Source organism: Streptomyces sp. NBC_00989, from assembly GCF_045162655.1.
Taxonomy (GTDB): domain Bacteria; phylum Actinomycetota; class Actinomycetes; order Streptomycetales; family Streptomycetaceae; genus Streptomyces.
In genome coordinates this window covers 6,206,363-6,219,385 of sequence record NZ_CP108728.1, presented here as the reverse complement: position 1 = coordinate 6,219,385, position 13,023 = coordinate 6,206,363, and the positions used below count along the sequence as shown (strand labels likewise).

16 protein-coding genes are annotated in these 13,023 nt (G+C 68.6%); 10 read left to right on the top strand and 6 right to left on the bottom strand.

Going from position 1 to position 13,023, the window contains the following annotated elements; all coding sequences use genetic code 11:
* Positions 1 to 93: 93 nt before the first annotated feature.
* From OG714_RS27520 to OG714_RS27500, 5 genes are all read left to right on the top strand, one after another.
* Positions 94 to 1,119 (top strand): LacI family DNA-binding transcriptional regulator, encoded by a 1,026-nt coding sequence (locus OG714_RS27520; RefSeq protein WP_406124874.1) that lies wholly within the window; start codon positions 94 to 96, stop codon positions 1,117 to 1,119.
* A gap of 122 nt (positions 1,120 to 1,241) precedes the next feature.
* On the top strand, positions 1,242 to 2,516 hold the full coding sequence (locus OG714_RS27515; protein ID WP_406124872.1) for a S1C family serine protease: 1,275 nt from the start codon (positions 1,242 to 1,244) through the stop codon (positions 2,514 to 2,516).
* Between the two features lie 67 nt (positions 2,517 to 2,583).
* A complete protein-coding gene (locus tag OG714_RS27510) occupies positions 2,584 to 2,790 on the top strand; it encodes a hypothetical protein (protein WP_406124870.1) in 207 nt (68 codons plus the stop codon).
* Positions 2,791 to 2,935: 145 nt separating this feature from the next.
* Positions 2,936 to 3,673, top strand: a complete 738-nt coding sequence (locus OG714_RS27505; protein ID WP_019064547.1) for a response regulator transcription factor — start codon at positions 2,936 to 2,938, stop codon at positions 3,671 to 3,673.
* A gap of 62 nt (positions 3,674 to 3,735) precedes the next feature.
* Entirely contained in the window at positions 3,736 to 5,142 is a 1,407-nt protein-coding gene (locus OG714_RS27500; protein ID WP_406131976.1) for a sensor histidine kinase, read from the top strand.
* 29 nt (positions 5,143 to 5,171) lie between these two features.
* Here the strand turns inward: OG714_RS27500 and OG714_RS27495 are convergent, their stop codons facing one another.
* From OG714_RS27495 to OG714_RS27475, 5 genes are all read right to left on the bottom strand, one after another.
* Positions 5,172 to 5,741, bottom strand: a complete 570-nt coding sequence (locus OG714_RS27495; protein WP_406124868.1) for a DinB family protein — start codon at positions 5,739 to 5,741, stop codon at positions 5,172 to 5,174.
* Positions 5,742 to 6,074: 333 nt separating this feature from the next.
* Positions 6,075 to 6,473: a hypothetical protein gene (locus tag OG714_RS27490; RefSeq protein WP_406124866.1), complete on the bottom strand. Its 399-nt coding sequence runs from the start codon at positions 6,471 to 6,473 to the stop codon at positions 6,075 to 6,077.
* A complete protein-coding gene (locus OG714_RS27485) occupies positions 6,470 to 6,757 on the bottom strand; it encodes a hypothetical protein (RefSeq protein WP_406124864.1) in 288 nt (95 codons plus the stop codon). Before OG714_RS27485 ends, OG714_RS27490 begins: the two co-directional genes overlap by 4 nt.
* 67 nt (positions 6,758 to 6,824) lie before the next feature.
* Positions 6,825 to 7,031 carry a DUF397 domain-containing protein gene (locus OG714_RS27480; RefSeq protein ID WP_406124862.1) on the bottom strand — a complete coding sequence of 69 codons (207 nt, stop codon included), beginning with the start codon at positions 7,029 to 7,031 and terminating at the stop codon, positions 6,825 to 6,827.
* The gene (locus OG714_RS27475; protein WP_406131974.1) at positions 7,028 to 7,852 is read right to left on the bottom strand and encodes a helix-turn-helix domain-containing protein; all 825 of its coding nucleotides are present in this window, start codon (positions 7,850 to 7,852) and stop codon (positions 7,028 to 7,030) included. The genes OG714_RS27480 and OG714_RS27475 overlap by 4 nt, the downstream gene beginning before the upstream one ends.
* A gap of 136 nt (positions 7,853 to 7,988) precedes the next feature.
* On the opposite strand from OG714_RS27475, the gene OG714_RS27470 reads away from it, so the two are divergent.
* The 5 genes from OG714_RS27470 (at position 7,989) to OG714_RS27450 (ending at position 10,405) form a co-directional block, all read left to right on the top strand.
* Positions 7,989 to 8,177 (top strand): hypothetical protein, encoded by a 189-nt coding sequence (locus tag OG714_RS27470; protein WP_384163356.1) that lies wholly within the window; start codon positions 7,989 to 7,991, stop codon positions 8,175 to 8,177.
* On the top strand, positions 8,174 to 8,497 hold the full coding sequence (locus OG714_RS27465) for a hypothetical protein (RefSeq protein ID WP_406124861.1): 324 nt from the start codon (positions 8,174 to 8,176) through the stop codon (positions 8,495 to 8,497). The genes OG714_RS27470 and OG714_RS27465 overlap by 4 nt, the downstream gene beginning before the upstream one ends.
* Positions 8,498 to 8,589: 92 nt before the next feature.
* Positions 8,590 to 9,204, top strand: a complete 615-nt coding sequence (locus OG714_RS27460) for a PH domain-containing protein (protein WP_406124859.1) — start codon at positions 8,590 to 8,592, stop codon at positions 9,202 to 9,204.
* A 54-nt stretch (positions 9,205 to 9,258) separates the two neighbouring features.
* Positions 9,259 to 9,591, top strand: a complete 333-nt coding sequence (locus tag OG714_RS27455) for a hypothetical protein (protein ID WP_406124858.1) — start codon at positions 9,259 to 9,261, stop codon at positions 9,589 to 9,591.
* A gap of 55 nt (positions 9,592 to 9,646) precedes the next feature.
* Complete coding sequence (locus OG714_RS27450; RefSeq protein WP_406124856.1) at positions 9,647 to 10,405, top strand: response regulator transcription factor; 759 nt, start codon at positions 9,647 to 9,649, stop codon at positions 10,403 to 10,405.
* A gap of 1 nt (position 10,406) precedes the next feature.
* Here OG714_RS27450 and OG714_RS27445 read toward each other — a convergent pair whose 3' ends face one another.
* On the bottom strand, positions 10,407 to 12,248 hold the full coding sequence (locus tag OG714_RS27445) for an ABC transporter ATP-binding protein (protein WP_406124855.1): 1,842 nt from the start codon (positions 12,246 to 12,248) through the stop codon (positions 10,407 to 10,409).
* Between the last annotated feature and the right edge of the window lie 775 nt (positions 12,249 to 13,023).

The following is a 13,023-nucleotide window of genomic DNA, read 5'->3' as shown; positions in this document are numbered from 1 at the left end:
CGGTGTCGCCTCCGCGCGGAGATGGTGCGCGGAAGCTGAGAGAAGCTTCGAAACGCCCTGCCCAGAGCGGGTCCATCCGCGTAGACTCCGCGCGTGGCCAAGGTGACTCGGGATGATGTAGCGCGGCTGGCAGGGACGTCGACTGCCGTCGTCAGTTATGTCATCAACAACGGACCCCGGCCGGTTGCCCCGGCCACGCGCGAGCGTGTCCTCGCCGCGATCAAGGAACTGGGGTACCGACCCGACCGGGTGGCCCAGGCCATGGCGTCGCGGCGTACGGACCTCATAGGCCTGATCGTGCCGGACGCGCGCCAGCCCTTCTTCGGGGAGATGGCGCACGCGGTCGAACAGGCCGCGTCCGAGCGCGGAAAGATGGTGCTGGTCGGCAACTCCGACTACGTGGGCGAGCGCGAGGTCCACTACCTGCGCGCGTTCCTCGGAATGCGCGTCTCCGGCCTGATCCTCGTCAGCCACGCGCTGAACGACAACGCCGCCGCGGAGATCGAGGCGTGGGACGCCCGCGTCGTCCTCCTCCACGAACGCCCCGAGGCGATCGACGACGTGGCCGTCGTCACGGACGACCTCGGCGGCGCCCAGCTCGCCGTACGCCATCTCCTTGAGCACGGCTACGAATACGTCGCCTGTATGGGCGGTACGGCGGAGACGCCGTCCGTCGGTGACCCGGTCTCCGACCACGTCGAGGGCTGGCGGCGCGCGATGGCCGAGGCCGGCCTGCCCACCGAGGACCGCCTCTTCGAGGCCCCGTACAACCGCTACGACGCCTACCAGGTCGCCCTGGGCATCCTCTCCGGACCCCGGCGGCCGCCCGCGATCTTCTGCTCCACCGACGACCAGGCGATCGGCCTGCTGCGGGCCGCGCGCGAGCTGCGCATCGACGTACCGCGCGAGCTGGGTGTCATCGGCTTCGACGACATCAAGGAAGCGGCCCTGGCCGACCCGAAGCTGACGACGATCGCCTCGGACCGCCCGGCGATGGCCCGCGCGGCCGTGGACCTCGTCCTCGACGACGGCCTGCGGGTGGCGGGTTCGCGGCGCGAGCGGCTGAAGGTGTTCCCGTCGCGGCTGGTGATACGGCAGTCCTGCGGCTGCGAGGGCTGAGACCCTCTGGATTCCCCGAGTTTCCGGGGATCTGGCGTCTTTATATCGGGCATACGAGGTTCTGTCGGGCTTCTCAGCGGGCACTCAGGTACCTCTCATGATCCCGCGACAGGCTCTGTTCCATGACCGAGAGCTTCCGCCGCAGCGGCGAGTACGAGACCCCCCAGGGCGACCAGCCGCAGGCGTACCCCCAGCAGCAGCACGCCTCTTCTCCCGTGAACCCGGAGTGGCCGCCCCCGCCGGCCTACCAGCCGGCGCAGCAGGCTCAGCCGGTACCGCAGGCTCAGCCCGTCCAGCAGACGCAGCAGCCGGCCGCGACCGGCTGGCCGGCTCAGGCTCCCGCCCCCTCGCCCGCCCCGCAGGCCGCCTTCGGCGCCGACGGCGGAGCGTACGGCGGTGACGGCGGGGCGTATGGCGGTGACGGCGGGGCTCTCGCCGCTGACGGCAGCGGCCACGGCGGCGGCGACACGGCTCTCCTCACCCACGTCCAGGGCGAGGCGCCCAAGCCCAAGAAGCGCACCCGGGGTCCGCTCGCGCTGCTCGCCGCCGTGGCGATCGTCGCCGCGGCCGTCGGTGGCGGTACGGCGTACGCCTTCCAGGAGCTGACCGGCAAGGACACCGTCGCCACCTCCAGCACCACCACGGCCGTCGTGCCCTCCAGCAAGAAGGGCGACGTCGCCACGATCGCCGCGACCGTCAGCCCGAGCGTGGTCGAGGTCGAGGCCACCCTGAGCAACGGCTCGTCGACCGGCGCCGGCGTGATCATCACCTCCGGCGGCGAGGTCGTCACCAACAACCACGTCATCTCCGGCGCCACCTCGGTCAAGGTCAAGACGAGCGACGGCAAGTCGTACACCGCGAAGGTCGTCGGCACCGACAGCAAGAAGGACCTCGCGCTCCTCAAGCTGGAGAACGCCTCCGGCCTGAAGGCGGCCACCCTCGGCAACTCCGCCGGCGTCCAGATCGGCGACACGGTCGTCGCGATCGGCTCCCCCGAGGGTCTGACCGGCACGGTCACCAGCGGCATCGTCTCCGCCCTGAACCGTGACGTGACCGTCTCGACCGACGAGAGCCAGAGCCAGAGCCAGGACTCGGGCGGCAGCGGCCAGTGGCCGTTCCAGTTCGGCGGCCAGCAGTTCAACGGCGACACCGGTTCGTCCACGACGACGTACAAGGCGATCCAGACCGACGCGTCCCTCAACCCCGGCAACTCCGGCGGCGCCCTGATCGACGCGAACGGCAACATCATCGGCATCAACTCCGCGATGTACTCGTCCAGTTCGGACTCCTCTTCCTCGTCGTCCGAGGCCGGAAGCATCGGCATCGGCTTCGCCATCCCGATCAACACCGTCAAGGCGGACCTGGCTTCGCTGCGAGCGGGCGGCTCCGACAGCTGAGTCCGTAGTCCAGCGGTCCGAGTTCAGTGGCCAGTAGTGATCAGCAGTGATCAGTAGGGAGTACGTCATGATCAAGCAGGTTTCGCACACGGTGACCGACACCGGAGCGGCCGGTCTCGGCCTGGCCCTCGGGGTGGCGTACGAACTGCACGCGCCGGCCGCGCGGGCACCGGAACTGGCGCCCGCCCCGGAGCTGATGGGGCTGCGCACCAACGCGGCCCGCCCGCACCACCGCAAGGTGCCGCTGAGCCGCCTCCAGACGATGCGAGGCTGATCTCATCGAGGATTGAGGGCGAGGCTGATCTCACCCTTTTTCTCACTTCCTCCCCTCTTCACGCACCGGCCGGGAAACATGCGAGGCTGATTGCGACCAGCCGATCGTTGTCCCCCCGCCCCACCGCACCCGAGGAATCCAGCCCATGAGCCCCGCCGAAGGCGACCGTGACACCCAGCGCATCCTGATCGTCGACGACGAGCCGGCGGTACGCGAAGCACTCCAGCGCAGCCTCGCGTTCGAGGGGTACGACACCGAGGTCGCCGTGGACGGCGCGGACGCGCTGGAGAAGGCGACCGCGTACCAGCCCGACCTGGTCGTCCTCGACATCCAGATGCCGCGCATGGACGGCCTGACGGCGGCCCGCCGGATGCGGGGCGCCGGTACGACGACCCCGATCCTGATGCTCACGGCCCGCGACACGGTCGGCGACCGCGTCACCGGCCTCGACGCGGGCGCCGACGACTACCTGGTCAAGCCCTTCGAACTCGACGAACTCTTCGCGCGGGTACGGGCGTTGCTGCGCCGCAGCTCGTACGCGGCGGCGGCCGCCGCCGGGAACGCCCCCGAGGACGACTCCCTCACCTTCGCCGACCTCCGCATGGACCTCGCGACCCGCGAGGTCACCCGGAACGGCCGCCAAGTCGAGCTGACCCGCACGGAGTTCACCCTCCTGGAGATGTTCCTGGCGCATCCCCGCCAGGTCCTCACCCGCGAGCAGATCCTGAAGGCGGTCTGGGGCTTCGACTTCGAGCCGTCCTCCAACTCCCTTGATGTGTACGTGATGTACCTGCGCCGCAAGACGGAAGCCGGCGGCGAGCCTCGGCTCGTGCACACGGTGCGGGGCGTGGGGTATGTCCTCCGACAGGGTGGCGCGGAGTGAAGAAGGTCCTCGACCGGTTCCTGCACCGGTTCCGGACACTGCCGATCCGGTCACGGCTGGCGATGCTCGTCGCGGCGGCGGTGGCGTTCGGGGTGGCGGCGGTATCGGTGACCTGTTGGTTCATCGTGCAGGGGAAGTTGTACGAGCAGTTGGACAACGACCTGCAGAGGTCGGCGATGAGGGGGCCCGGTCAGATCCCGCAGGTCCAGTCCGCCCTCACCAACTGTTCGGAGACGGTCCCGCAGACCGACAACGGTTTCATCGTCCGGAACTCCTACTCCCAGGTGGTCACGGAGAAAGGAAAGGTCTGCGTCTCGGGTGACTCCACGGGAGTGGTCAAGGTCATCCAGGCCGACAAGGACGAGATCAAGAACGCGATCGAGAACCGGGTCTACTACCGCAACGGCACGGACAAGGATGGCAACGAGGTGCGCGTGATGACGCGCTTCGTGGCCCCCACCACCACTGCCTCCGGGGCTGCGGGACCCAACGTCGGACTCCTCGTCGCGGTGCCCCTGAAGAGCACCCAGAACACGCTCAACGAACTGGCCCTGATCCTCCTCCTCGTGTCCGGCATCGGAGTCGTCGGCGCCGGCGCAACCGGTCTGGCGGTCGCCCGCGCAGGTCTCCGTCCCGTCGACAAACTCACCGAGGCCGTCGAACACGTGGCCCGTACGGAGGACTTGGCCGTCCGCATCCCCGTGGACGAGGACAGCGACGACGAGATCGCCCGCCTCTCCCGCTCCTTCAACTCGATGACCACCTCCCTCGCCAACTCCCGCGAGCTGCAACAGCAACTCATCGCGGACGCCGGTCACGAACTCCGCACCCCCCTCACCTCCCTCCGTACGAACGTCGAACTCCTCACCCGCAGCGAGGAGACGGGCCGCCCGATCCCCCCGGCCGACCGCAAGGCACTGCTCGCCTCGGTGAAGGCACAGATGACCGAACTCGCGTCCCTGATCGGCGACTTGCAGGAGTTGTCCCGCTCGGAAGGCCAACGGGGTGAGCGCGTCCAGGTGGTCTCGCTCCAGGACACCGTGGAATCCGCCCTGCGCCGAGCCAGGCTCCGCGGCCCGGAGTTGACGATCACGGCGGACGTACAGCCCTGGTACGTCCAGTCGGAGCCCTCCGCCCTGGAACGCGCGGTCGTCAACATCCTCGACAACGCGGTGAAGTTCAGCCCCGAGGGCGGCACCATCGAGGTCCAGCTCACGCGCGGTGTCCTCACCGTCCGCGACCACGGCCCCGGCATCCCCGACGACGAACTCCCGCACGTCTTCGACCGGTTCTGGCGTTCACCGTCGGCCCGCGCCCTCCCCGGCTCCGGCCTGGGCCTGTCCATCGTCGCCCGCACGGTCGAACAGGCCGGCGGCGAGGTGACGTTGGCGCACGCGGCGGGGGGCGGGACGGTGGCGACGGTACGGATCCCGGGAACGCCCACGGCTCCGCCGCCGGACATGTCGTAGCTGATTGCCGGTTGCCGGTTGCCGGAAGGTCATATGCGGCGCGGTACGGGTCCGTCCTGCCAGCGGTAGAGGTCGCGCAGCAGGGAGATCTCGGCGCCGTGAGCGATCAGTTCCCTGTTGACGTGCAGGACGATGCCCTCCATGGGGAACTGTTCGGGGCCCACCGCGGGCGGATTCTCCAGGTCGGCGTCCGAGAGTTCGCGGACCCCGGCGTTCCATCTCCCGTACATCTCGTCGAGCTGTTTCAGCGCCTCGTCAGCGGTCCCCGCGTAAGCGAATGTCCCGGAGTCGACGTCCTGGCCGCCGAAGTGCCATCCGACCCGATAGCCCAGGCAGGAGACGATGATGTGCGCCAGCCGCCAGGCAATCGTGGTCACCGGCGCCGGCGTCGGCACCGAGTCGGGGGACGCGTGGTCCATCGTCCATTCCCCCGAACCTTCCGACATCGGTGCGGACGACGTGCCACGCGGGCGGATGCTCCAGCAGCCACGTACCGGCTCCCAGAAGTACTCCTCATCGGCAAGACCGTGCAGCCGCGGCCGCAGGTTCTTCTGCCAGTGCCGGTCCAACTGGTCCGCGATCCGCTCGCTTCTTGTCATTTCCGCACACTACTTACGACGGAGATACCAACGGGAGTTCGCCGATCCGGGCTCTTCGTCCACCAGTGGAAAACGACGTTCCGCATAGGGCACGTCGGCGGCGTCATCGGCGCGCTTTTCTCAACGCCGGGCGTCGTCGCGGCCGTTGCCCTGATCAGCCGGGGAATTCCGCGCGGGCGGCGTCCGGGTCCCCCGGTGGCGTCGGATGCTCCGCCGTGGTGGCAGCGCTGAACGCGCTGCGGTCGGGGTGCTTGCGGTGCGGTTTCCCGGGGCGGCTACGACTTCGCCGGAGGTGCCCCGGGCGGCTCCTCCCCACCCAGAAGCACTGCTGCCTCAGCGGAAGCCGAGCATTCCGGGAGAGTCGATATCGATCGCCAGGAAGCCCGGCGGGTAGTCCGCCTCGCGGCCGGTCAGGATGATGGACATGCCGCCCGACTCCAGGTGAGGTGTGGCCACGTAGATGACCTGGCAGGTGTCCGAGCCTCCCCATCCGTCACGCACCATGCCGCCCATCGTCACGGCCGCTGCCTGGCCGAGGGGGTCGATGTGAATCCCCGGCAGTGCGAGGAGCCGGGTCCCGACACCCTCGTCACTCTCCTCCGCGCGCATGAGACAGAGAGCGGGAATGTGGAGCCAGTCGCCAGGAGTGCGCGCGACGTTGTCCGCCAGTCGGTGCAGGGCCTCGTGCCCGTGGGCGAGCGCGAGGGTTGCGCTGGTGTCGAGAATGATCACGCGGCTCGCTTTCGGGCAGCGTGCATCTTCTCAGCGGCCATCGCGTAGATGTTGGCCAGCACGTCCGGTCCGTTGTCGAAATCCTCATCAGTGAGCGTGCAGCCCATACGCTCACGCAGCACCTTGCGCGTGGCGGCCACCCGCTCCGCGATCTGCTCCGCAGTGGGCTGCTGAGCCGCCAGCTGCTCGACCAGTTGCCCCAGGGTCACCCCCCGTTCCTTGGCGACCTGCGCGAGATGGTCACGGGCCTGCCGGGACACCTGGATGGTCGTGTTCTCCGCCATGGCTTCACCATAGCCCCGACATGGCACCCCTCGGGACCCGTCCTCGCACTGGTTCACCCGCGGGGGTTCACCTTTCCTTCCGGCCGATCTCTTCTACGAACATGAGCCAGGACCCGGCCGAGAAGACCAACGGGCGGCTCGTCGGGGTCTTGCTGTCCCGGACGGGGACAAGGCCGGTGTAGCCGTCGGCGACCTCGACGCAGTCGTTGTCCCCACCTGCGCTGTAGCTCGACTTGCGCCAGACAGCGGTGCTGAGGTCGGGGGTGTGCGTCATGATCTGTGATCCTCCAGTACGCCCCTGATGAACGTGAGCGAGTCCGACGGGGACAGCGCCAGGTCGCGAAGCCGATCGTAGGACAGTCGGTATCGCAGGATGTCGTCCGGATCCTCAGTCAGCTCGCTGCATTCGTTGCCCTCCTTGTAGGCAACAGCGCTTCCGTCCTTCTGCCAGAGCAGCGTCAGCGATCCCGTCATGTGGTGGTGAACTCCCGCAGAAAACGGCAGCACTTGGATGGTCACGTTGGGCCACATCGCGACGGTCTCAAGGTGAATCAGCTGGTCACTCCACGTCTTGGCTCGGCTGGCCGGGCGTCGGAACGCGCTCTCGTCCACGACGATTCGGACGTCGGGTTCCGGCTTCTGCCGCAGCAGGTACTGCCGTCCGGCCCTCGCCGCTACCAGTTCCTCGACCAACTCGGCGCCGTCAGGTGTTGTCTGGGCTCCAGACAACACCTCCCGCGCGAAGTCCTCGGTCTGCACAAGCCCCGGCATCGCCGGCGTGAACTTCCACATCACCCGAGCTGTGGATTCCAGCGCCATGAACCGCTTGTACGGGTCCATGAACGCGTCCAGTCGCGCCACCCTCCAGTGGCTGACCAGCAGTTCACCGGCCTCGTAGTAGACGTCCAGGTCCTCCATGACCGTCACCTTGGACAGCCGCTCCCCGGATTCCAGCCGACTCAGGTAGCTCTTGTCGTAGCCGGTGTCCTCGGCCAGTTGCCCGAGTGACTTCCCCGCCTTCTCGCGCAGATACCGGAGCGTCCGTCCCAGTACCGCGCGCCCCGACTCGCCCTCCGCGTCAACCTGTTCGGTCACTTCACCCCTCCCCGTTGCCTGGGCCCGCAGACAACGCCAACCCTCTTCCGCAGCGTACGCCGCACCGGTGACCATCAAGGCACGAACGGTAATCACCGCTCGTCAGGACCCCGGCAGGGCAGAGGAGCGCAGCGGAATGAGTGAACGCGTCGTAGGAATCTGGGAGTTACTGCTGATGGCACTCGTGCACGCCCTGCTCCCCTCGCAGCGTCGCGCCCGGCGCAAACGGCGACTTCAACGGCGGCGGCGACGCGCCCTCTGGCTCGCCGTGCACGGCATCGATGTGGGGCCGCGTCGTATCCACGGGGTGGTGGTACGGGCATGAGCATCCCCAGCAACATGCCCAACACCACGTGCGGCGAACGGCAGTTGCGGTTGCTGCCCTGGACCACCCCCGACGGCAAGCCCTGTTACCTCAGCGCCGACAGCCACGACAGCCGCCTCTCCCTCCTCGCCGATGACATCGAGGCGGCCCAACTCGACTCCGGGGAGCAGGTGTTGGCCGGAGCCAAGGCCGTACTCGCCGACCCGAAAGCCGGCGAACGGGCCGTACGTTTCGCACTCACCAGGGCGTCCGAGTCCCTGGAGGACGTGATCCGGATCGCGGTCAGCCGGGGCGGGCGCATCCCGGGGTGCGGGCTGTGACACCGGGCCGGCGGCACTCACCTCCACCCCCCCCTCCTCACGTGCACAGGTTCCTGCCTTACTCTCCTCCTCTGCTGACCGGGGGAGGGTCCATGAGCGGGGACAACGGGTACTTCGGCGATGTGCGGGAGATCGAGCGGGAGTACAGACGGCGAAAAACGTTGTCCGTCTCCTGGTGGCAGATCGCCGTCACCGTGGTCATCGGCGGCAACATCGTCCTCCAGATGGCGACGAACCCCTACGCCTCCAAGCGCTGGTACGTGATCGCGCTGGTAGTGATCGTGCTCGCCCGGGTCGTCCCGGCCGTGCTCTATCGACAGCGGGGGCGCACGATCGTGGGCGCCCAGGGGATCACCGCCCGCGACGCCATCCAGACGAACACCTGGGCCTGGCACGACGTCTACGACATCCGGGCCGAGCTGAACACGAACGGCCGCGTCGAGAGAGCCCAGTGGACGACCTACGTCTACGACAACGACGGCCGCCGGACGCGCCTCCCCTACTTCGACGACTGGCAACTCCCCGACTTCCACGCCGAACTCGCCGACCTGCGTGCCGTATCCGCTCCGCACCGGGGCGCGGCCTGGGAGTTGCGGCCCGATGTGGAGGACCGGATACTGCGGCGTGCGCGGGACCGCAAGGTCTGGGGCGTGGTGTGCATCGCAGCCTTCATCGCCCTGTGCATGGCGTTCGTGCTCCTGGTGTAGCCCCCGCGCACACCGAGCCCTCGGGCCAAGTCGGGCCCCCGCTAGCCTGGTTGGGTGAGCGAGATCGAACCCCCGCTGCTGACCGACGTCTATCCCGCGCTGGTCTCGTTCCTGGACGCGGCCCTGGTCGGAGAAGGTGAGCCCGAATTGGCGCGGGCCCTGGCGGAGTTGCGCTTCCACGGATGGTGCGGGTGCGGCCCGACCTGCAATTACCTCCGGACCGCTCCGGCAGCCCGCGCCTCCAACGCCTGGATCCATCTCGACGACGAGGACGAGGGAGAGGAAGAGCGCGGGCCTCGCGTGTGGCTTCAACTCGACCTGGATCACACGTCGTTCGCGGGGATGGAGATCTGTGAGTTCGATCTGGGGCCAGCCCTAGCCCCCTAGCCCACGCATAACCCCCTGCCAGCCCCAGCACAGCCCCCCGTCACACCGTGTTGAGATGGCGCGGAAGATCCTGCTTGCCGATGACGACGTGGACGTACGCGAAGGGCTTGGGCGGCTGCTCAGATTCGAGGGGTACGAGACCGTCCTCGCCGGAGACGGGCGTACCGCGCTCGATCTGCTCGGCGTGTCTCTGGGCGTATCTCTCGGACTGTCCCTCGGTGTGCCCGACGATGCCTCCGCGCCCGACCTCGTGCTGATGGACGTCACCATGCCCGAGTTGGACGGGCTCGCCGCCACCCGGCGTATCCGCGCCTCCGGGTCCACCGTGCCGATCCTGATGATCACCGGGCGGGACGCGGTCGGCGACCGTATCGTCGCCCTCGACAACGGCGCCGACGACTATCTCAGCAAACCGTTCGCCATCGAGGAACTCCTCGCCCGGGTACGGGCGTTGCTGCGCCGTAGTGTCCCGCGGCACACCCGCCCCGATCTCCCGCCCGAGCTCGAACGGCTCGTCTTCCAGGATCTCGTGATGGACCTGCGTACCCGTACCGTCACCCGTGACGGGTGGCCGCTCGATCTCACGAAGACCGAATTCCTTTTGCTGGAGCACCTGTTGAGGCATCCGGGCGCCGCGCTCACCCGGTCCCAGATCCACCGGCAGGTGTGGGGCTTCGACTTCGAGCCCGCGTCCAACACCCTTGATGTGTACGTCATGTACCTGCGCCGGAAACTGGAGAGCCGCGGCGAACCGCGGCTCATCCACACCGTGCGGGGGCTCGGGTACAGCCTCCGGAACGCTCCGCCTATCTGATCTATCGCTTCGGCACCCGCAGGATCATCGTCTCGTCCGGTGCCTGCGGCGGGACCTGGCGCAGGATCATCGTGTCCTCCGAACGATGCCGTCCCCTTCCCGTGATCGCCGTTTCGGGGAGCGGACCCGCAAGTCGCGCGTACGCACCGCCCCTTGCCACCAACTCCCCGTGCGTACCCGTCTCCACGAGACGTCCGCCTTCCACGACCAGGATGCGGTCCGCGTCGGGGGCGAGGCTCAGGTCGTGGGTGATCATGATCGTCGTACGGCCGGACATCAGCCGGCGCAGGGGCTGGATCACCTGGCGGGCGGCCACCGAGTCGAGGCCGGCCGTCGGTTCGTCCAGGACCAGGACCGGTGCCTCGCGGAGCATCGCCCGCGCGATCGCGATCCGTTGGAGCTGGCCTCCGGAGAGGGCCGCCGTGCCGGGGGCGATCTGGGTGTCGTAACCCTCGGGGAGGGAGGTGATGAAGTCGTGCGCTGCCGCCGAACGTGCCGCCCGCTCGATCTCCTCGTCCGTCGCGCCGGGGCGGCCGCACTCGATGTTCTCGCGGACCGTGCCGTTGAGGATGAGGGTCTGCTGGGGCAGCAACGCGACGTTCTCCCGCAGGAATTCGAGGGGTACGTCGCGGAGGGGGACGCCGTCCAGGCAGATCACGCCGCCCGAGGGGTCGTAGAAGCGGGTGAGGAGTTTGGACAGGGTCGACTTGCCCGCTCCGCTCTCGCCCGTGATGATCACCAGCTCGCCCGGGTCCGCCCTGAAGGTGACGTCGTCGACCGAGTTCCGGGTCGCGCCGGGGTAGGCGAAGGTCACGCCGTGGAAGCTGACCCAGCCGTGGACGGGCCAGGCCTGGACGGGTTCGCTGGGGTCGCCGACGGACGGGGTTGCGTCCAGGATCTCGTTGATGCGGGCGGCGCCGGCCGTGGCGGCGGTGAGGGTGAGGCCGAGTTGGCCGAGGTTGCGGACCGGCGGGTAGAGGTAGCCGATGAAGGCGGCGAAGGCGAGGAGGGCGCCGAGGGTCATGCGGTCGGCGGAGATCTCCCACACGCCGAGGCCGATCACCGACAGGACGCAGAGGGTCTCCACGACCTCCACGAACTGCTCGTACATCTCGCTGAGTCGGGCGCCGCGGACGGACGCCTTCATCCACGCGCGGGCCTCCACGTCGAGGCGCTTCTCCTCGTCCCGGCGGCGGTTGTACGCCTGGGTGAGGACCACGTTGCCGAGGGATTCCTCGACCACCGAGGTGATCGCACCGTCCGCGACCCGTTCGTCCTGCGAGGCCTGCTTGATGCGGCCCGAGAAGCGGCGGGCCGCGAAGAGGAAGAGGGGGGCCAGGACGAAGGTGGCCAGGGCCAGGTCCCAGCGGAGGTAGAGGGCCGCGCAGGCGTAGAACACGGCTGAGAAAGCTGCCGAGATGGTGCCTACGACTCCGGACACGACCATCTGCTCGATGGCCTCGACGTCTCCGGTGAGGCGTTCGACGAGGTCGCCCCGGCGGTGCTTCTGGAAGAAGTGGGGCGGGAGGTCCTGGACATGGCGGAAGACGTTCGCGCGCAGGCGCAGGACGAATCTCTCCGCGGTCCAGGTGGCGAGGGAGTTGCCGAAGTAGCCGACGAGCGCGCCCAGTGCGGCGACGCCGAGCCAGGCCGTGGCCGGGCCCCAGAAGGCGGACAGCGAGCCGGACTTGAGGGCGTTGTCCGTGAGGTCCGCGAACAGCAGGATCGCGGCGGTCTCGGAGAGCGCCGACACCACGACACACGTGATGATCACCGCGAGCCACTTGCGGTCACCGCGGGTCAGCGGCCAGAAACGGCGGAAGGCCTCACGGGCTTCCCTCATGGTCAACAACTCCCTTCAGAACGTGGGCTGGTCATGGCCGAGGCGGGGCCACCGCAGCGAGTTCGCCCGCTAACCGGTGGCCCCGCCTCAGGGTGTGCGGGATCAGCCCTTGTGGCCGACGGGACGCTTCGGCGCGGGCTTCTTCGGCGCCTTCTTCTTGGGGGCCGGGGCGGGCTTGTGGGTCTTCTTGACGGGGACGATCTTGTGGAAGCTCATGGCGGGTTCCCTCCCGGTAAGTGCCGCTGTGCCGCGGCGGGTTGTGGGGTGGTGCGAGTCGTGCGAGTACTGCGAGTGGTGCTGCGGGTGCAGTAAGTGCTGCGGGTGGTGCGGGTGGTGCGGGTCTTCTACGGCCGGCCCTGCGGCTTACTTGTGACCGACCGGACGACGCTTCGGGGCCGGAGCCGGCTTCTTCGGGGCCTTCTTGGGCGCCGGGGCGGGCTTGTGGGACTTCTTGACCGGGGCGATCTTGTGGAAGCTCATGCTGGGTTCCCTCCCTGGGAGTGCCGCTGTGCCGCGGCTTGATACGAGGTGGTGCTGCGGGTGCTGCGAGTACTGCGGGTCTTCTACGGCCGGCCCGGCGGGTTACTTGTGGCCCACGGGGCGGCGCTTCGGGGCCGCCGCCGGCTTCTTCGCGGGCTTCTTCTTCGGGGCCGGGGCGGGCTTGTGGGCCTTCTTGACCGGGGCGATCTTGTGGAAGCTCATGTCTGTGTCCCTCTCTGTCGCGGCTGCTGCCGGCTCTGCTGCGGTTCTGCAACAGTTCCTCTACCGATCTGCT